At 35.2% G+C, this 19871-nt stretch carries 21 protein-coding genes and 2 riboswitches; of the genes, 11 read left to right on the top strand and 10 right to left on the bottom strand.

All coding sequences use genetic code 11. The features are described from left to right. Together nagB and PSR14_RS21220 are read left to right on the top strand one after the other, a co-directional pair. Positions 1–789 carry a glucosamine-6-phosphate deaminase gene (nagB, locus tag PSR14_RS21225; RefSeq protein ID WP_001024206.1) on the top strand — a complete coding sequence of 263 codons (789 nt, stop codon included), beginning with the start codon at positions 1–3 and terminating at the stop codon, positions 787–789. Next, entirely contained in the window at positions 719–1450 is a 732-nt protein-coding gene (locus tag PSR14_RS21220; RefSeq protein ID WP_012644586.1) for a GntR family transcriptional regulator, read from the top strand. The genes nagB and PSR14_RS21220 overlap by 71 nt, the downstream gene beginning before the upstream one ends. Positions 1451–1520: 70 nt before the next feature. Here the strand turns inward: PSR14_RS21220 and PSR14_RS21215 are convergent, their stop codons facing one another. Then, complete coding sequence (locus tag PSR14_RS21215; RefSeq protein ID WP_000594236.1) at positions 1521–2327, bottom strand: Cof-type HAD-IIB family hydrolase; 807 nt, start codon at positions 2325–2327, stop codon at positions 1521–1523. Between the two features lie 165 nt (positions 2328–2492). Between PSR14_RS21215 and glcT the strand changes: the two genes are divergently transcribed. The 4 genes from glcT (at position 2493) to ptsP (ending at position 7856) form a co-directional block, all read left to right on the top strand. Continuing rightward, positions 2493–3341: a glucose PTS transporter transcription antiterminator GlcT gene (gene glcT / locus PSR14_RS21210; RefSeq protein WP_098487376.1), complete on the top strand. Its 849-nt coding sequence runs from the start codon at positions 2493–2495 to the stop codon at positions 3339–3341. Between the two features lie 339 nt (positions 3342–3680). After that, on the top strand, positions 3681–5744 hold the full coding sequence (gene ptsG / locus PSR14_RS21205; protein WP_098487377.1) for a PTS glucose transporter subunit IIABC: 2064 nt from the start codon (positions 3681–3683) through the stop codon (positions 5742–5744). Between the two features lie 136 nt (positions 5745–5880). Next, positions 5881–6144 carry a phosphocarrier protein HPr gene (gene ptsH, locus PSR14_RS21200; protein ID WP_000411079.1) on the top strand — a complete coding sequence of 88 codons (264 nt, stop codon included), beginning with the start codon at positions 5881–5883 and terminating at the stop codon, positions 6142–6144. Further along, the gene (gene ptsP, locus PSR14_RS21195) at positions 6144–7856 is read left to right on the top strand and encodes a phosphoenolpyruvate--protein phosphotransferase (RefSeq protein ID WP_000174221.1); all 1713 of its coding nucleotides are present in this window, start codon (positions 6144–6146) and stop codon (positions 7854–7856) included. The genes ptsH and ptsP overlap by 1 nt, the downstream gene beginning before the upstream one ends. A 97-nt stretch (positions 7857–7953) precedes the next feature. On the opposite strand, the gene PSR14_RS21190 is transcribed toward ptsP, so the two are convergent. From PSR14_RS21190 to PSR14_RS21180, 3 genes are all read right to left on the bottom strand, one after another. Next, a complete protein-coding gene (locus PSR14_RS21190) occupies positions 7954–8325 on the bottom strand; it encodes a DUF3915 family protein (RefSeq protein WP_000468014.1) in 372 nt (123 codons plus the stop codon). A gap of 196 nt (positions 8326–8521) precedes the next feature. Further along, entirely contained in the window at positions 8522–8740 is a 219-nt protein-coding gene (locus tag PSR14_RS21185; protein ID WP_000100487.1) for a hypothetical protein, read from the bottom strand. Between the two features lie 289 nt (positions 8741–9029). Continuing rightward, positions 9030–9647, bottom strand: a complete 618-nt coding sequence (locus PSR14_RS21180; RefSeq protein ID WP_000180604.1) for a nitroreductase family protein — start codon at positions 9645–9647, stop codon at positions 9030–9032. A 332-nt stretch (positions 9648–9979) separates the two neighbouring features. Here PSR14_RS21180 and PSR14_RS21175 point away from each other — a divergent pair, with 332 nt between their 5' ends. The 4 genes from PSR14_RS21175 (at position 9980) to PSR14_RS21160 (ending at position 13720) form a co-directional block, all read left to right on the top strand. Beyond that, positions 9980–11272, top strand: a complete 1293-nt coding sequence (locus PSR14_RS21175) for a GGDEF domain-containing protein (RefSeq protein WP_001023204.1) — start codon at positions 9980–9982, stop codon at positions 11270–11272. Between the two features lie 90 nt (positions 11273–11362). Continuing rightward, complete coding sequence (locus PSR14_RS21170; protein ID WP_113733043.1) at positions 11363–12499, top strand: serine hydrolase domain-containing protein; 1137 nt, start codon at positions 11363–11365, stop codon at positions 12497–12499. A 4-nt stretch (positions 12500–12503) separates the two neighbouring features. After that, the gene (locus PSR14_RS21165) at positions 12504–13382 is read left to right on the top strand and encodes an NAD(P)-dependent oxidoreductase (protein ID WP_098487379.1); all 879 of its coding nucleotides are present in this window, start codon (positions 12504–12506) and stop codon (positions 13380–13382) included. Positions 13383–13387: 5 nt separating this feature from the next. Next, positions 13388–13720, top strand: a complete 333-nt coding sequence (locus PSR14_RS21160) for a DUF3909 family protein (RefSeq protein ID WP_000365613.1) — start codon at positions 13388–13390, stop codon at positions 13718–13720. Positions 13721–13758: 38 nt separating this feature from the next. On the opposite strand, the gene PSR14_RS21155 is transcribed toward PSR14_RS21160, so the two are convergent. The 6 genes from PSR14_RS21155 to PSR14_RS21130 all read right to left on the bottom strand — a co-directional run bounded on the left by PSR14_RS21155 (position 13759) and on the right by PSR14_RS21130 (position 18776). Continuing rightward, positions 13759–14034, bottom strand: a complete 276-nt coding sequence (locus PSR14_RS21155; protein WP_000054669.1) for a hypothetical protein — start codon at positions 14032–14034, stop codon at positions 13759–13761. Between the two features lie 303 nt (positions 14035–14337). Further along, positions 14338–14850, bottom strand: a complete 513-nt coding sequence (locus tag PSR14_RS21150; protein ID WP_000057311.1) for an acireductone dioxygenase — start codon at positions 14848–14850, stop codon at positions 14338–14340. Next, a complete protein-coding gene (locus tag PSR14_RS21145) occupies positions 14828–15466 on the bottom strand; it encodes a methylthioribulose 1-phosphate dehydratase (RefSeq protein WP_000811326.1) in 639 nt (212 codons plus the stop codon). The genes PSR14_RS21150 and PSR14_RS21145 overlap by 23 nt, the downstream gene beginning before the upstream one ends. Then, positions 15463–16122: a 2-hydroxy-3-keto-5-methylthiopentenyl-1-phosphate phosphatase gene (gene mtnX / locus PSR14_RS21140; RefSeq protein WP_000027458.1), complete on the bottom strand. Its 660-nt coding sequence runs from the start codon at positions 16120–16122 to the stop codon at positions 15463–15465. Before mtnX ends, PSR14_RS21145 begins: the two co-directional genes overlap by 4 nt. Further along, positions 16119–17363 carry a 2,3-diketo-5-methylthiopentyl-1-phosphate enolase gene (mtnW, locus tag PSR14_RS21135; RefSeq protein WP_000014190.1) on the bottom strand — a complete coding sequence of 415 codons (1245 nt, stop codon included), beginning with the start codon at positions 17361–17363 and terminating at the stop codon, positions 16119–16121. Before mtnW ends, mtnX begins: the two co-directional genes overlap by 4 nt. A 64-nt stretch (positions 17364–17427) precedes the next feature. Then, positions 17428–17533, bottom strand: a riboswitch (SAM riboswitch). A 64-nt stretch (positions 17534–17597) separates the two neighbouring features. Beyond that, the gene (locus PSR14_RS21130; RefSeq protein WP_000834736.1) at positions 17598–18776 is read right to left on the bottom strand and encodes a pyridoxal phosphate-dependent aminotransferase; all 1179 of its coding nucleotides are present in this window, start codon (positions 18774–18776) and stop codon (positions 17598–17600) included. 14 nt (positions 18777–18790) lie between these two features. On the opposite strand from PSR14_RS21130, the gene PSR14_RS21125 reads away from it, so the two are divergent. Further along, on the top strand, positions 18791–19654 hold the full coding sequence (locus PSR14_RS21125; protein ID WP_113732796.1) for a carbon-nitrogen family hydrolase: 864 nt from the start codon (positions 18791–18793) through the stop codon (positions 19652–19654). Between the two features lie 72 nt (positions 19655–19726). Next, positions 19727–19868: riboswitch (SAM riboswitch) on the top strand. Positions 19869–19871: the final 3 nt, after the last annotated feature.

Genomic DNA, 19871 nt, shown 5'->3' with positions numbered 1-19871 from the left:
ATGAATATTCTTGTTGTAAAAACTCCAGAAGAACTAGCAGAAGCAGGTTATAAATTAATTGAAGAAGTTGTAAAAACAAAAGAAAATCCAACATTAGGAATGGCTACAGGAAGCTCTCCATTAGGTATTTATGCAGAAATGCGAAAAAATAAACTTGATACAAGCCGTGTAACCACTGTAAACTTAGATGAGTACGTAAATTTACCACATGAAGATAAAAACAGCTATCACTATTTCATGCAAGAACAGTTGTTTGATCATCTTCCATTTAAACAAACTTATGTACCAAACGGGATGGCAAGTGATTTAGAGGAAGAGTGCAAACGTTACGAGGGCATTCTAGCTGCTAACCCAGTTGACCTACAGATTCTTGGAATCGGTGAAAACGGTCACATCGGATTTAACGAACCAGGAACACCGTTTAATTCTCCAACAAACATTGTTGAATTAACAGAATCTACACGCCAAGCAAACCTTCGCTTCTTCGAAAAAGAAGAAGATGTGCCAACTCATGCAATTACAATGGGAATTGGAAGCATTATGAAAGCGAAACAAATTCTACTTGTTGCTATGGGTTCTAAAAAGGCAGAAGCTGTTAAAGAATTATTGCAAGGTGCATATAGTGAAGCGTGTCCTGCTACAGTTTTACAACGTCATCCGAATGTAACCGTAATCGCTGATCAAGAAGCTCTATCTTTATGCAGTGAGGCGATTGCTGATGAACATCGACAAGTATTCACCATTTCCGATCTATTATCAGATTCAAGAGTGGGTGAAACAGCTAATTGAGGACGGCGAATGGAAGCCGGGAGATAAAATCCCATCTGAGAATGAACTTTGCGATAAGTTCGAAGTGAGTCGTATGACAATCAGACAGGCGATTAATAATTTAGTGGAACAAGGTTATTTATATCGGAAACGTGGAATCGGTACGTTTGTCCAACTTCCGAAAGTGGAACAAAAACTGCAAGGAATGACAGGATTCACGGAAGATATGATTTCTCGTGGGATGAACCCAAGTAGTCAATTATTAAGTTTCCGCCTAGTTCCAGCTACTGTGAAAATAGCAGACCGGCTGAGAATACAGGAGGGAGAGTCGGTTTATGAAGTGAGGCGTATTCGCTTAGCTGACGATGAACCGATTGCTTTTGAGACGACATATTTGTCGCCAGCTCTTGTAAAAGATATTAACGAAGAAATATTGCAACAATCTTTATATGAACATTTAGAGAAAAAACTGGGCTTCAAACTTGTTAGCGCTACTCAATCAATTGAAGCTTCAATTGCAACGGATAATGAAGCGGAACATCTGCATATTCCTAAAAAGGCGCCAGTGCTTGTCATGCGTCAATGGTCATATTCAGAAGGTGAAGTACCGTTAGAGTATGTGAAATGTATTTATCGTGGAGATCGTTATAAGTTTATTACAAACATCGCACGTAACAAATAATATATTTCAGTTTGTGAAGTACAGTAAATGTCAAATTGTTTAACATGTAAAGAAAAAATACGACTCATCCTTACAAGGAGTGAGTCGTATTTTTATTATGAGCAATTACGTGGTTAACAGCTTCTTTAACTGTATTTACTACATAGTGAGCGTGTTCTTTTACTGCGTCATCTGCTTGAGCCATAGCAAAACTGTGAGGAGTTAGAGCAAACATTGGAATATCATTATAAGAATCCCCTATGCAAGCAACTTCCTCTGGTTGTAATTGAAACTCTTTTAATAAAACAGAAATAGCAGAACCTTTACTAATATTAGGTGGCATTACATCTAAGCATTGTTCTGCTGAAATGAACGTACTAACTTTTCCATGAAATTTTTCATCAATTTTTTTCTGAAGGAGTTGTAAGCTCTCCTTTGTGCCACCGACAGAAATTTTATTCGGGAAAATTGTATCATCTATTTTCTGTAATAAATTTGGTTCTTCGACAGAAGTCATCGTTACTTGTTGCTCAAGTTCGTGAATAAACGGTGTTTTTTCTTCAATGTAGTAATTATGTTCATCACTAACATAACGGAAATAAGGATCTTCATTCGTCATGTGTAACAATTCAGGAAGAATGCTGGAATCAAAAGTTGCAGATAATAGCTGCTTATTTTCATTTGTATATACAAAAACACCATTAACACTAATGCGGTGGAAATTTGTATTTACAGCTTTCATTAAGTCTGCAATTTCATTATCAAGTCGGCCAGAAGCGAAACAAAGAATCACATTTTGTTCAGCAAGACTACGAAGTGCTACAATATCCTGTTCGTCAATTAAACCTCCGTGTTGCATCATTGTACCGTCGATATCACTTACAAACATTTTAATCATGTTGTTATCTCCTTTCTATGTACAGTTGCTCTTACATTATACGCATCATATATAAACATGTCTAAAAAATGAATTTTTATGAAATGGTAGATGTTTTACATTGACGACAAAGAAGAATATTCTGTAACATAAAAGCAGGCTATTTAAGTACGAGGGTGGTGTTATATGAGTAATTATCTAGAAATTAAAAAAGTTTTAAATAATAATGTCATCATTGCTAGCCATCCTGAACATGAGGAAGTAGTAGTGATTGGTAAAGGAATTGGATTTGGGAAAAAAGCGAAAGATGTATTGGAGCAAGAACAAATTGAAAAAATGTTTGTTCTAAAAAATGAACGTGATCGTGAACAATACAAACTGCTAGTTCCACATGTGAGTGAAAAATTAATTGAATTAATGAATGATATTATGTTCTATATTCAAGAAAAAGCAAAATCCCCATTGAATGAACATATTCATATCGCTTTAACAGATCATGTTTCTTTTGCAATTAAGCGTTTAAAACAAGGGTTTACAATTGATAATCCTTTTTTAGTTGAAACGAAAATGCTCTATCCAGAGGAATATAAAATTGCTGAAGGTGTTGTAAACCTTTTAAATTCTCGTTTGCAAATTACATTGCCAGAAGGAGAAATCGGGTTTATTGCACTGCATATTTACAGTTCACTTACAAATTCAGATTTATCTTCAGTTAATCAAAACTCCCGTCTCATCGCACAGCTTGTATCTTTAATTGAGACGAACTTACAAATTACATTAGACCAAGAAAGTATTCACTATTTACGCCTTATTCGTCATCTTCAATATGCTATTGAGAGGGTGAAAAAAGGAGAAAAAGTAGAGGAATCGCAAAGTTTTGCTGATTTATTAAAGGCGGAATATCCTGTCTGTTATAATTTAGCTTGGAAGCTAGTTAAGGTTATGCAAAAAGAATTGCAACTTCCTGTTTATGAAGCAGAGAGTATATATTTAACGATGCACCTGCAGCGCTTAGTGAAGGCAGAGCATGTGTAAAATGACATATATTTTTGTCGAAAATGAAAACGTTAAAAAAAATCATTGAATCGCTTACAATAGTTATGTATAATAACTATTGCAAAGTTATACAAATTTCGACAAACACATTAAGGTATAAAACGAAAACGTTTGCCTTAATTATAGTGAACTTATACGTAAACCTATTTTTGACACGTGTTACTGATTCGATCAGGCATGAGTGGAGAAAAGTAAGGAATGTAAGCTAGAGAAAGGGATATACTACCCTTTGTATAGCTATCGTTCTATCTTTTTTTCCTCATGCCTTTTTGGCGTTTGTCGGAAGGTATCAATATAGATAAGAGAGGAAGGGTTTCCATGTTTAAGAAGATCTTTGGTGTTCTTCAAAAAGTCGGAAAAGCGCTTATGCTTCCAGTAGCGATTTTACCGGCAGCAGGTATTTTACTTGGATTTGGTAATGCATTTCAAAATCCACAGTTAACAAATGTTATTCCTGCTTTAAAAGCAGATTGGTTCGTAATGGTAGCAAAAATTATGGAACAATCTGGTGATATTATTTTCGCTAACCTTGCATTACTATTCGCAGTTGGGGTAGCAATTGGCTTAGCTGGTGGAGACGGAGTAGCTGGTTTAGCAGCATTCGTTGGCTACTTAATTATGAACAAAACGATGAGTGTGTTCTTAGAAGTAGATAAGCTAGTGAAAGTAACAAGTTCTGGAGCAGACCCAGTAAAAGTTGGATTTGCAGATCCAGCGTATGCAAACGTATTAGGAATTCCAACGCTACAAACTGGAGTGTTTGGTGGTATTATCGTCGGGATAGTAGCGGCATATTGCTATAATAAATACTTCAACATTGAATTACCATCATACTTAGGTTTCTTTGCAGGTAAGCGTTTCGTACCGATCGCAACTGCAACATTCTCTTTAATAGTAGGTATTATCATGTGCTTCGTTTGGCCATACATTCAAGGTGGCTTAAACACGTTCTCACATCAAATGATTGATGCAAATAGAACGTTAGCAGCATTTATTTTCGGTTTAATTGAACGTTCATTAATTCCATTTGGATTACATCACATTTTCTATTCACCGTTCTGGTTCGAATTCGGTCAGTATACAAATGCGGCTGGCGAATTAATTCGTGGTGACCAAAAAATCTTTATGGCACAGTTAAAAGACGGTGTAGAATTAACAGCAGGTACATTTACAACTGGTAAGTATCCGTTCATGATGTTCGGTCTTCCAGCGGCAGCTTTAGCAATGTACCATGAAGCACGTCCAGAAAATAAAAAATTAGCAGCTGGTATTTTAGGTTCTGCTGCATTAACATCTTTCTTAACAGGTATTACAGAGCCACTTGAATTTTCATTCTTATTCGTAGCACCAGTATTATTCGGAATTCACGCTGTATTCGCTGGTCTATCATTTATGACAATGCAAATTTTAGGTGTTAAAATTGGTATGACATTCTCTGGTGGTTTAATCGACTTCCTATTATTCGGTGTACTACCAGGCCGTACGGCATGGTGGTGGGTAATTATTGTTGGTCTTGTACTAGCGGTTATTTACTACTTCGGATTCCGATTTGCAATCCGTAAATGGGATTTAAAAACACCTGGCCGTGAAGTTGCAAATGCGAATGAAGGTGCAGGAAAAGCAGAAGCTGGTGAACTTCCTCGTGAAGTATTAGTAGCACTTGGTGGTAAAGAAAACATTGCTTCTTTAGACGCTTGTATTACTCGTTTACGTGTTCAAGTTAACGAACAAAAGAATGTAAATAAAGATCGCTTGAAAGAACTTGGAGCAGCTGGTGTACTTGAAGTTGGAAATAACATTCAAGCTATTTTTGGACCGAAATCTGACACATTAAAATCACAAATTCATGATATTATGTCAGGTCGTACATCTCATGTTGAAAAAGCAGAGCCTGTAAAAGTAGAAGAAGCTCCTCAAAAAGTTGATGAAAACGAAACAATCGTTTCACCAATTGAAGGGAAAATCCTACCTATTACAGAAGTGCCGGATCAAGTATTCTCAGGAAAAATGATGGGAGATGGATTTGCAATTGAGCCAACAGAAGGAACAGTAGTTTCTCCAGTTAATGGTGAAATTGTCAACGTATTCCCTACAAAGCATGCAATTGGTATTCAATCTGAAGGTGGAAAAGAAATTTTAATCCACTTCGGTATTGATACTGTAAAATTAAATGGTGAAGGTTTTGAAGCACTTGTAGCGCAAGGTGACAAAGTGAAACAAGGACAACCATTATTAAAAGTAGATCTTGCATTTGTAAAAGAAAATGCACCATCTATCATTACACCAATTGTATTTACGAATTTACAGCAAGGGCAGCAAGTCGAATTGAAAAAAGATGGAAATGTTAAGAAGGGCGAAAACGCTATTATTGACATTCAGTAGGAATTTGACGCAAAATGTTTATAATTATAATAGGTGATGTGGTTGACCGAACATCGCCTATTATATACAATAGATGATGTAGTACTCACGTCTATACAACTAAAAAAATACTGTAATTTAAAGGAGATAAATTATCATGGAAAAAATCTTTAAAGTAACTAGCGACTCAGGAATTCATGCTCGTCCAGCAACTCTACTTGTAAACACTGCAAGCAAATTTGGTTCTGACATTAACTTAGAGTATAACGGAAAGAACGTTAACTTAAAATCAATCATGGGCGTTATGTCTTTAGGTATTCAACAAGGCGCGGAAATTAAAATCACTGCAAATGGTGATGATGCAGCTCAAGCACTAGCAGCTATCGAAGAAACTATGAAAAACGAAGGATTAGGAGAATAATGACTCTTAACATTCAAGGGATCGCTGCATCAAGTGGGATTGCTATTGCAAAGGCTTTCAGACTTGAAAATCCTGAATTTAACATCGAAAAGAAATCAATTACAAACGAAGCTGCAGAAATTGCACGCTTAGAAGCTGCGCTTGAGAAAGCAAAAACTGAATTAGAAGCTATTAAAGACCACGCTTTTGCTGAGCTAGGTGCTGACAAAGCTGCGATCTTTGAAGCACATTTATTAGTGTTAAATGATCCAGAACTAGTAAACCCAGTAAAAGATAAAGTAAATAGTGAAAAAGTAAATGCTGAATTTGCAATGGATGAAGTTGCATCAATGTTTATTTCTATGTTTGAAAACATGGATAACGAATATATGAAAGAACGTGCTGCGGACATTCGTGACGTAACAAAACGTGTTCTTGCACATTTACTAGGCATTAACTTCTCAAATCCTGGTACAATTTCTGAAGAAGTAATCATTATTGCTGAAGATTTAACACCATCTGATACAGCTCAGTTAAACCGTAAGTATGCAAAAGGTTTTACAACTGATATCGGTGGACGTACATCTCACTCTGCAATTATGGCTCGCTCTATGGAAATTCCAGCTGTTGTTGGTACGAAAGTTGTTATGGAGAAAATCCAAAACGGCGATATCGTAATCATCGATGGTTTAGATGGAGAAGTAATTGTTAATCCATCAGAAGAAACTCTTCGCTCGTTTGAAGAAAAGAAAGCGAAATTTGAAGAGCAAAAAGCTGAATGGGCAAAATTAAAAGATCAAGCTACTGTAACAAGTGATGGACATCACGTTGAGCTTGTTGCAAATATCGGAACACCAAATGATGTACAAGGTATTATCGATAATGGCGGAGAAGGCGTTGGTTTATACCGTACAGAATTCTTATACATGGGCCGTGATAATCTTCCAACAGAAGAAGAGCAGTTCGAAGCGTATAAAGCAGTTCTTGAAGGTGTAAAAGAAGGTCAACCTGTTGTTGTTCGTACACTTGACATCGGTGGAGATAAAGAGCTTCCATACTTACATTTACCAAAAGAAATGAACCCATTCTTAGGATACCGTGCAATTCGCTTATGTCTTGATGAGCAAGATGTGTTCCGTACACAACTTCGTGCATTACTTCGTGCTAGCGTATACGGTAACTTAAAAATTATGTTCCCAATGATTGCAACTCTTGATGAGTTCCGTCAAGCGAAAGCAATCCTATTAGAAGAAAAAGCGAAACTTGTAGAAGCGGGTACAACTGTTTCTGATTCTATTGAAGTGGGTATGATGGTTGAAATCCCAGCTTCAGCAGTATTAGCAGATCAATTTGCAAAAGAAGTTGATTTCTTCTCTATCGGAACAAACGACTTAATTCAATACACAATGGCTGCAGACCGTATGAACGAACAAGTATCTTACTTATACCAACCATATAACCCATCTATTTTACGTCTTGTAAAAATGGTTATCGATGCTGCTCATAAAGAAGGCAAATGGGCTGGTATGTGTGGTGAGATGGCGGGAGATTCACTTGCGATCCCATTATTATTAGGATTAGGTTTAGATGAGTTCAGTATGAGTGCAACATCTATTCTTCCTGCAAGAACACAACTAAGCAAGTTGTCAAAAGCAGAAATGGAAACATTAGCAGAAAAAGCATTAATGATGTCAACTGCTGAAGAAGTTGTTGAACTAGTTAAAAGTATATAATCAATAAAAAAACCTGAGTCGATTTGAAATCGGTCTCAGGTTTTTTCTATGAGAAAAGTAAAACTTATTTTCTTACTTTTGAAGATAAGGAACAAAATTAGATAGCGATAGCAACGATATCAGCTGGGCATACACGTAAAATACCAGTAAAAGTATTTCGGTTTTGATTGTGCTTATCGTCTTTATTGTTATCTTTGTTATCTTTGTCATTGTTATTACGAGCTAAAGCAGAGAAAAGAGCAACACCGTTACAGAAACCTTCAAAAATTACATTGTTGAAAGATCCAACACCTTTAACGCTTAATAGAGAAAGCTCTGTTCCAACTGAAATGCTAGCAAGTACGTTACATACAGCTGGTTGTTGTGGTCTAACTACTTCTTTCTCTTTCTCTTTCTCATGATGTCTGCACTCTCTTTCATGATGATGACAGTCTCTAAAGTTATCACAGCATCCAAATGATCCAAACATAATCCTCATCACCCCCTTCACACTTATAATCTATGTAAGTTCGGTAGTGAGTGACTGGACAGAGAGTGGAATTTTTTCTAGGGGAATTTCTCATTTTAAAAGACTAGCTGGGTGTTTATTACGGAATGATGTTTAAAATAGGATAGATATCACAAAAAAGTGTAAAGACCACCGAAATGAATGAAATAGGTAGCCTTTACACTTTTTTGCTTTTATATAAAACGATGATATATACAGGAAGAGCTAACAGTAGCGGTACAATGGATCGTGCAGTATGTTTTTCTGATTCTAATTGGAATGCTTCTTCTTTTGGAAATTGTAAAACTGAAATATTTGCAGCATCGCCAATAAAATATAGAAGCAGTACAGTTACTATGTAACATAAAAGTGCAATAAAGCTTCCGTATGAACTCAATGAAAATCCCTCTCTTGTTATCTATTTGTTATCATTGTATCATAATTGTAACAAAAACACACGGTTATATTTCGATACTTTAACAAAATTCGACACGAAACGTCATTTATATGTATGCGAATAGCTGAAATTTACTGTTTTTTATGTGTGGATGTCGAATCATACATTTTAGTATTACGGATGTGTGACAGAATAAAAAAAGAAACGAAGGTAATGAAATTACCTTCGTTTCTTTTTTATTCGTATGAAAGGGCAGTAAGACCCTCACACTGATTCAAGTTTCACTTTATTATTTTGCCCATTCACTCACTTGTTCTACGCTCATTCGTGGTGCAGGATGGCCTTTTAAAGTTGATTCCCCAATTGTAATAAGCATAATTGGTACGTAGCGAGATGAAACATTGAATTCTTCTGTAAGTGCTTGTGGGTTGAAACCACCAATCGCACAAGTATCCCAGCCAGTTGCTTTAGCTGCAAGCATAAGTTGCATTGCTGCTAAAGATGCATTTGAAAAGGCTGCATCTCTTGGGAATTGCTCACGGGCATATGCAGACTCAATATTTTTAGCTAAGCGTTCTTTTGCTTCTTCTTTCATAAATCCTTGTTCTACAATTGGACCATAAACGGGTTCAACGTTTTTATAAGCTTCTAAATCACCTAAAATAGCGACTACAGCAGAAGCATCAAGAATTTGTTGTTGGTTATAAGCAATTGGATGTAATCGTTTCTGTACATCTTCACCTTGGAATACAAGGAATTTCCAATGCTGTAAATTCCAAGCGGAAGGTGCTTGAGCAGCTCCCTTTAAAATCTCGTGTAACTCTGTAGATGAAATTTCTTTCTCTGGGTTGAATGCACGTGTAGATGTGCGTTCATATAAAACATTAAAAAAGTTTTCATTTGTCATTATATATCCTCCAAATTACATATCAAATTATGAAAAAAATACATGTAATATATTCTACTTACATTTTGTAAGTTATCGAATTTAAGAATATAATATCTTTATTTTAATTGTCAAGTTTTCAAGCGGAAGCTAGGGCATTCATACAAACGATACAATTCCTATAATCATACACTAAAAAAGGAATTTATAGAGTGAAAAAGCAAAGATAACATTCTCAATTAGCTTGTTAACATGTATCCCTCACTCATTAAAGTTTTTAGAGAACAGTTTTTTATAAAATGTTTGTGAGGAATTCTGTAGAACAAGATATATGAAGTGAGTGAAGACTAGTGATGAACATACTACATTTTTTATTAGAGAATACGGTTTTCCAAAATGTATTACAAGATCTTCAGTTAAATGTCCTTTATATAGAAAATGGATGCACACATCAACAAACGATAGAAAATATCCATCCAAAATGTATGTTTATAGCAAATAGTTTTGAAGAAGGAGAAGTATTATTTCAGAGGACTAAACCACATATTGTAATTATGTATGTAACAGATTTTTCTCAAATAAAATATATAAAGAATATGTATAATCCACAGAGTACATTTATTGTCATTTGGGATCAACAAATAACAAGCGAGTTTGCAGAGGTACTTACGTTAGGAATACGTAATATTGTGATAGCCCCTGTGACTCCGCAAATGGTGTTAGAGGAAGTAAATAAAAGTTTATATCAGCTTTCTTTAGTGCGGCAAGTAAGTTTGCAACAAGAACTACTTCAAACGATGTTTGATTTTCGAAATGATCTATTATTTATAGTAGAAGACGATGAGATTGTTGATTGTAATACAAATTTTTTAGAGTTTTTCGGATATGAAAATTTGTTTGCTTATCGTGAGCAACATTTAGTATTTGCTGAACATCTTATTAGAGAAAATGGATACTATTCAACAACTCATGATATAACATGGTTAGATGATACATTATCATATGATAGAAGAATTAAGATGTCCAACTATGAAGGGGAAGTGTCAACTTTTTTATTGCGTGCGACACCATTGCCAGAAGATTTATCAAGATTTATTGTGAAGTGTACAGAGATTACCGAATTAGATGAAATCTATCAAGAACAAGAAAGACTTGCTATGATAGATTCGTTAACAGAGATTTATAATCGTTTGAAATTCCAACAAATACTCGAGGCAGAATGGGATAATGCGATGCGTAATAATGAAAACATAGCACTTATTTTATTTGATATAGATAATTTTAAAGCAGTAAATGACACGTATGGCCATGATTTTGGTGACTTAGCATTAATTGAGCTTGCAGAGCTCATGAAATCTAAAGTGGAGCAGCAACATGTATTTGCTAGGTGGGGAGGAGAAGAATTTATTATTTTAGTAACGAATACAGTAGAAAAAGAAGCATTTCAAGTTGCGGAATCATTACGATTTTTCATTGAAACAAAGCAATTCTCAGGGATTTCGAAATTAACAGCGAGCTTTGGAGTTGCATTATATGAAAAAGGGATTACAAGAGAAGAATTAATGCAACGAGCGGATATTGCATTATATGAAGCGAAAAAAAATGGGAAAAATCAAGTGTGTGTATATAGAAAAGAAAAAAAGTGATTTTTCGCAACAAATTGTTGCGATTTTTTTTTATTACTTGATAATAGAGTGTAGGGGGGATTTTGAACGAAGGAATTATGGAGGAACAAAATGATAAAAAAAATAATGATGATAGTTTCAATATGTGCTTTAGTTTGTGGAGGAGTATACTATTTTCTCTATAATTCTAATATAAAGGAAAATAAAGAATTAACAACTAAGGTGAATCCTGCTGTTGAATCAGAAGTACAAGAGAATATAGAAGAAGAAAAAGAAAAGCAAATTGATTACGCTAGCATATCTCAAAAATTAGATCAATATTTAGTCGGAAAGCAATTCAATGGAACAGTTTTGGTAACAGATAAAGAGCATGTTATATTGAATAAAGGATATGGGTATGCTGATGTTCAAAATAAAATAGAAAATACGCCTCACACAAAATATCGTATCGGTTCTATTACGAAAACAGTTGTGGCTACATCTATTTTACAACTGCAGGATCAAGGTAAGCTAAATATTCAAGATAATGTAAATAAATATATTCCTTCATTTCCGGAGAATAAAAATATTACGTTATATCATTTATTAACGCATACCTCTGGTTTACCTGAACACGCAAAAGGCAATGTTAATGCTGCTTCCCGTTTACAGTTAATTAATTGGATTGGACGTCAAAATTTAGAATTTCCTGCAGGAACAGGTTGGAGATATACAGATTATAATTATATGGTGCTTGCCTATATAATAGAACATATATCGAAAAAACCTTTAGGAGATTATATAAAAGAAAATATATTTACAAAAGCAGATATGTATGAATCTGGTATGGGAAATATGGTACCTGGAGATAAAAATTTTACAAAGGGTTATGTGAAAAAAAATCAAGAGCTTGTACCAGCGCAGAAGGTAGGCATAGATTGGCTATATGGTTGTGGTGAGATGTATACGACAGTTGGAGATATGAAGAAATTAGACGAAGCAATTATAAATGGAAAACTTCTTTCTGAACAAAGTATACAAGCGATGTTTTCACCTTCAACAGAACGAAAATATGCATTTAGTTTTTACATATATCCGGATTATTTTCATAATCATGGTGTACTATCTGGTTGGAACACTTTCAATAATTTTAATAAAGAAAAAGGGACTTTTGTTATTTTATTTTCAAATGTGAAAAATAGTATGGATGATGACTTCAATAAAGATTTCCGAAAGATGGTAAGTGATTTATTAGAACAAAGGGGATGAGAAAATGAAACATAAAAATGTATCAATTGGTTTCATTGGTATTGGTGTAATGGGAAAAAGTATGGTGCGTCATTTCATGCAAGACGGTCATACAGTATATGTATATAATAGAACAAAATCGAAAACAGACTCTTTAGTACAAGATGGTGCAAATTGGTGTGATACACCGAAAGAGTTAGTAAAGCAAGTTGATGTTGTAATGACTATGGTTGGGTATCCACATGATGTAGAAGAAGTGTACTTTGGGATAGATGGAATTTTGGAGAATGCAAATGAAGGTACGATCGCAATTGATTTCACGACATCTACACCAACATTGGCAAAACGTATTAATGAAGCCGGTAAAAGTAAGAATGTATATACGTTAGATGCACCTGTATCTGGAGGAGACGTTGGTGCGAAAGAAGCAAGACTCGCAATTATGGTCGGTGGAGAGAAAGAAATATATGATAGATGTTTACCGTTATTTGAAAAACTAGGAACAAATATTCAGTTGCAAGGGACTGCTGGAAGTGGACAACATACAAAAATGTGCAATCAAATTGCGATTGCTTCTAATATGATTGGAGTATGTGAAGCTGTTGCTTATGCAAAAAAGGCTGGATTAGATCCTGATAAAGTATTGGAGAGTATTTCAACGGGAGCAGCAGGTAGCTGGTCATTAAGTAATTTAGCTCCTCGAATGTTAAAGGGAGATTTTGAACCAGGTTTTTATGTAAAGCATTTTATGAAAGATATGAAGATCGCGTTAGATGAGGCTGAAAGATTACAATTACCAGTACCAGGTTTAAGTTTGGCGAAGGAATTGTATGAAGAGCTAATAAAAGATGGGGAAGAAAATAGCGGAACACAAGTGTTATACAAAAAATATGTAAGGGGGTAAATGAGATGGATCTTCAAAAATTTGATGAGATGATTGATACTGTACAAAGAGCAACATGTATACAAATTAATGAAAAACAAAAAGAAGCTTTTAAACAAAAATATGATTTTGAACCGAATTTCGAATATGGAAGAGATGAGAAAGGGCATTACGTTATTCGAACTTCAAAAAAGATGCTAGAAGAAATGGAATTTTATTTGGCATTGAAATATGATCGAGATGGAGTTGACCTTTACATGGAAGCGGAGATTGATGGTATATATCATGTATCTGTTAGCTATAGTGAAGACGCTTTGCACCTACAAGAATTGTTTCAATTTCTAGAAGAAAAAAAATAAAAGTCCTCATTTGAGGACTTTTATTTTTAATTTTGTAATTATAAGCTAGAAGCCCGGCGGCATCGTTCCATTGGGAATGGAATAACTTGCGCGATGTGATTAGGACCAAATTGTTTTGTACGAGCATGGCGTATTATATAAAATGCACACAGAATTGAAACAGGAATAGCACCGAACAACCCGAAAAATAAAGCGCTTACACAAGATGCAACAAAACCTAAAACACCAACTTCTAATTCTTCCATAATAGCTCCTAGAATAATAGGAAGTGCTCCACACGTAACCCCTAGTATAAGTGCGATAAGTAAACTCATGATTATCCCCCTCTGTTTGCGATATTTTTTCCTTCTTAGTTAATTGTAGTATATCATATATAAAACAGAATTTTCAGAAAAAATTCAAAAAAAGTTCAATAAATGTTCAAAAAGTATTAATAAATATACTTGAAAAATTGAAGGGAGAGATTGTACTGAAAAGAAGGAATAATACGGTTAGAACCATAAAAAATCAGGCTTATTTCAAAATGAAATAAGCCTGTTCCATAGGAGGATGTATATATGTAGAGTGAATAAAAGGTTGGAAAAGGGGGTCCAAGACCTTTTATTCAACTAACTACCTTAATAGATTGGAACCCAACCTTCAGTTGTAACAAAAATACGAATAGCTACAACTTGACGATCATCTTGCAAGGTAAAATAATGTCTTGCATTTTCAGGAACAGATATGAGATCGCCTGGCTCAAGTTCAACGTCAAAGAATGTCCCATCTTTTCCTTCAATGGCAAAGATGCCATGACCACTAACAATAAAGCGAACTTCATCATCAGTATGATGGTGTTCTTTTTGAAAATTAATTAATAATTCGTCAAGGTTAGGTGTGCTATTTGAAAGTGAAATTACATCATGTGCTTTATAACCTCGGCGTGCTGAAACATCAGCAATTTCTTTTGAAAACACAGCTAATATTTCAGCTTTGTTTTCATCTGTTAATGAGTAATTTTCTTTTAAATGAGTAGGAAGTTTGGAAATATTCCATTTCTCATATAAAACGCCTTCCTCTTGTAGAAATTTAGATACTTCCACTTCATTTTCAATGCGAGTATTTACTTCATGAATACGAATTTGCGCCATTAGAAACGCCTCCTTGAATTGATAATAGTTTTATATGAAATTGGAATAAAAACTCATAAGCTTCTAATCTTTTCTTTGCATCAAAGCTATCTCGGCCCCATACGGTAATACCATGGTTACGGATTAATACTGCCCCCGAATCTCCCTGTATATGCTTGCGGAAGTTTTCTCCAAGCGTTGGGATATGAGCATGGTTTTCGATAATAGGAATGTGAATTGTTGCATCTTCTTCCCAAATATCGAGAGCTTTAATAATTTCTTGATTTTGAAGTGTGACTGCATCACTATATAAATTTGTGATAACATTGTTATCAGTTGTATGAACATGAAGGACACACCCAGCATTCGTATTGTTATAAATATGTGTATGCAAGATTGTTTCTGCTGAAGGGCGTAATTCAGTCTCTAATACGGGAACCCCTAGATGATCTACTAGTAGAAAGTCATCTGGAGTCGTTTTTGTTTTATCTTTACCGCTTGCTGTAATGAGAAAAGTGAGTGGTTCATGACTAACCTTTATAGAAATATTACCACTCGTTGCTGGAAACCAATTTCGTGTTGTTAATTCTTTTTTTATCTCGCTTAAGTCATACCATTGACGAAAAAGTTGTTTCATAATTTCACCTCCAACAAATGTTTTAATTCAGTTTGAACATCGTGAAACGTTTCAAATGCTGTATAAGAAATATGATTTTCTTCGCATTTTGTAATAAGGAAATCACGAGCGAACACTTTATCCGCTTGTTTCGCAGCTTGTAAATCGGTAATTGAATCTCCAATTACAATATGGAAGTCATTCGTATCACTCAATTTACGGATGAGTGATGATTTACATAATCCGCAATGATTTTGACAAAGACGATCACAAGGATGAGGCCAATTCACCGTAATGTATTCATTTGAAAAATCTGTTTCATTACAGTAAATTTGCTCTTTTGGAATGAGTCCTTGTAAGAGTGGATAGACGAAGAAATCCATTCCACCTGATATAACATAAAAGGAAATATTGTTTTCATTTACAAATTGTATAAATTCATGAAAACCGTTACGAATTTCAGCAGTCTCTATTAAAAATTGAATAATTTCATCGTGCAGATTAGTAGGTATGAATTGAAATAATTGAGAAACACCTTCTTGAATAGATAGCTCTTGTGATAAAATTTTATTCTTTACTTCTTCAGCTTCTGGTGGTGCGAATTTTTCCATAATGGACATAATGTTATCATTATTTGTAATCGTGCCATCGAAATCACAAAATACTTGAATACTCATAATTTCACCTCATGAGAGGGATTTCCCCATATTTGTAGTGCGCTATGCAAATTTATGTCATCTACTTCATGGAGTGGTTTATTTTGCAAAGTAGCATCAATTGCAGCACGGAAAGCTTTACCGCCGCCCTGCGCCCCATTTGGATGTCCATGTATCCCGCCGCCAGCATTAATAACAACATCTTTACCGAAATCTCGTACAATAAAGGGAACGAAACCAGGATGAATACCAGCAGACGGAACAGAAAAGCTCTTCTTGAAAAATACATCGTCTTCAGTTAAATATTTTGAGATAGCAAGAGCCTCCTCTTTTTCTAGCGCAACACTTCCGTATGGAGATGGGAATAATGAAAAGTCAGCCCCAGCATAACGGAGTAGCTTTCCAAGTAATAATGGTGATGAAACTCCATATAACTTGGATGCTGAATAAGCACCACTTACAGCAGGATGTGCCATAATAGGAACTGGGATTTCATCATCTTCTGCAAGTGATTGTAGTACATCTAGTCCGTAAGAGAATACGTTAAATAATAGAATATCGGCTCCAGCTTGCACTGCACGTTTCGCATTTTCTTTTAAATCAAAAGTTCGTCCTGTTAAATTTACGGCATATAACGTTTTATGTCCGTACGTTTCATATACGGATTGTAAAACTTCTTTTCCAGATATGATGCGTTTCGTAAGTGGTGTTAATGCATTTTCAAATAATATTTCATCATCTTTTACGATATCTACACCACCAATTGCTTGATCGCGTAATTGCGTTTTTAAATACCCAATATTTCGTCCAATCATTCCTTTAAAAATACTCATTAAAAGGGGACGATCATGTACTTGTAAAAGATTTCGAATACCATCTATCCCGAATTTTGGACCAGGAAAATGTTTTTTTAACTCGTCTGAAAAAGTTAAGTCAATTAATTTTACTTCGCCATCAAGGGATAGCTTTCCGAATGTAGTTGTTAAAATAGCTGGTAAATCTGGACTGAAATTTAATAACGGATATTCAATTTTAATAATCCCGCGTGTTACTTTTTTACGTAAATACGAATTGGTATGTTCATGTTCAGCTAATTCCTCAACATGAATGACGTTGCCTTTATGTTGTTTTAATTGTTCTTGCAATAAATGCGGCAAATGAGTCCAAGAGCCAATTGTTAAACCGAGTGCAATTTGTTCAGCTTTTTTTTCTAAGTTATGTGAATCATCATGGATTAAATATGTCGCTATAATTCCGCTCATTGTTATAACCTCCTAGTTAAATAAAAAAACCTCTCAGCTAAGGAGAGGTTTTTTTACAACCAGCTCCTTATCTGTCAGCGTAATGCTGCGAGAATTAGCACCGTGTCTACAATTGTAGATCGGTTGCCGGGTTTCGTCGGGCTCGTCCCTCCACCTGCTCTTGATAAGAAGTATTTAGAAATGTTTAAATTTTTAAGATAACTGAATTTTGTCAGATATTTTTCATGTTGTCAATTACTTTTTGAAAAAATTTAATTTATCGATTCGATTAATGGCTTCTCGTAATCTATCTTCTGTATGCAAGAGACCAACGCGGACGTACCCTTCACCATGCTCACCAAATCCAACACCAGGAGCAACTGCGACATGTGCTTTTTCTAGTAAAATATTAGAAAATTGCTCAGAAGTATATCCTTTTGGAACAGGAAGCCATGCAAAAAATGACCCTGTTGGAATGTCTACATTCCAACCAATTGAGTGACAAGCTGAAATAAGAGCGTTTCTTCGAGATTCGTAACTATTTACAAGGTCTATGACGCAAGACTGTGAACTTAATAGTGCTTCGCGGGCAGCATCTTGAATGGCACCAAAAATACTAACATACATATGATCTTGTAATAAGTTAATGGTTTCAATGACACTTTCATTCCCTACCGCAAAAGCGATGCGCCAGCCAGCCATATTGAAAGTTTTCGATAATGTGTAAATTTCGATTCCTGTATCTTTGGCACCATCTGCTTGTAAGAAACTAACAGGTTTTTGACCATCGAATCCAATCGCACCGTAAGCAAAATCATGAACGACTAATATATTATGTTTATTAGCAAAATGAATGGTTTCATCAAAGAAATCTTTTGATGCAGTAGCACCGGTCGGATTATTTGGATAGTTTAAAAACATTAATTTTGCACGCTCGGCAATAGAGTCGTCAATTTTTGTATAATCTGGTAAAAACTTATTTTCTGCAATAAGCGGCATTGTTTCAAATTGTGCTTTCGCTAAAGCAACTCCTGATAAATAATCTGGATAGCCTGGATCGGGAACGAGAATTGTATCACCAGGGTTTGTAAAGCAAACTGGTAATTCTACTAATCCAGCCTTTCCACCAAACAATATAGCAACTTCAGTTTTCGGATTTACTACTACATCATATTCACGTTGATAGAATGTTGCCACGGCTTCTTTTAAGCTTTCATGTCCGCGAAATGGCGGATATTTATGATGAATGGTCTTTTCTGCAGCATCTTGCAAAGCTTTTACGATATGCTGCGGTGTTGGTTGATCTGGATTACCTTGACCTAGATTAATAACATCGTGACCAGCTGCTACAACTTTGTTAACTTTTGCAACAAGTGAAGCGAAAAATTGTGTTGGCAATGATGTTACTATCTCAGAAGGTTGAAATGATTTCATACTTTCCACCTCTTTTGAAAGTTGTTACAATTCTAGTGACAAATGATATAATCTTTCCAGTATTTTGTAAAGAAAAAAATAAGAATGGGGCTGAAAAAATGAAAGTCGCATGTATTCAAATGGATATTGTCTTTGGAGATGTAGAAAAAAATATTGAGAATGCTAAAAATAAAATAAGTGAAGCGATGAAAGAAAGACCAGATGTTATTGTTTTACCAGAACTATGGACAACAGGTTATGATTTAACGAGACTCTCTGAAATTGCAGATAGGGATGGATTGGAAACGAAAGAAAAGTTGATAGAATGGTCGAAACAATATGGTGTACATATTGTTGGTGGTTCTATAGCAAGGCAAACAGAACAAGGTGTTACAAATACAATGTATGTTGTAACGAATAAAGGAGAACTAGTCAATGAATATAGTAAAGTGCATTTATTTCAGCTTATGGATGAACATAAATATTTAATCGCTGGAAATCGTACTGGTGAATTTAAGTTAGATGATGTAGAGTGCGCCGGCACCATTTGCTATGATATTCGTTTTCCGGAGTGGATGCGCGTTCATACTGCTAAAGGTGCAAAAGTTTTATTTGTTGTAGCTGAATGGCCATTAGTTCGTTTAGCGCATTGGCGTTTACTATTACAAGCAAGAGCAGTTGAAAATCAGTGTTATGTTGTAGCATGTAATAGGGCAGGGAAGGATCCAAATAATGAGTTTGCTGGCCATTCTTTAATTGTCGATCCTTGGGGCGAAGTTGTTGTAGAAGCAAATGAAGAAGAATCAATTCTATTTGGAGAGTTTACACTCGAGAAAATTAAAGAAGTACGCAAAGGAATTCCAGTTTTTGCGGATCGACGTCCAGAATTATACAAATAAAATGTTGACAAGTGATTTTTATTCTTGGTATAGTCTTCAACATAAAGTTAAAAATTCTAAAAAATTATACAACTCTTATCAAGAGCAGGTGGAGGGATTTGGCCCGATGAAGCCCAGCAACCGACCGTAATACCATTGTGAAATGGGGCGTTTATGACGCCAAAAGGCACGGTGCTAATTCCAGCAGAAAGTAAAACTTTCTGGCAGATAAGAGGGG

This window comes from Bacillus sp. A01H, assembly GCF_045277205.1.
GTDB classification, from domain to species: domain Bacteria; phylum Bacillota; class Bacilli; order Bacillales; family Bacillaceae_G; genus Bacillus_A; species Bacillus_A paranthracis.
Note: the sequence above shows the minus strand (reverse complement) of the source record. Positions and strands in the feature narration are given on the sequence as shown.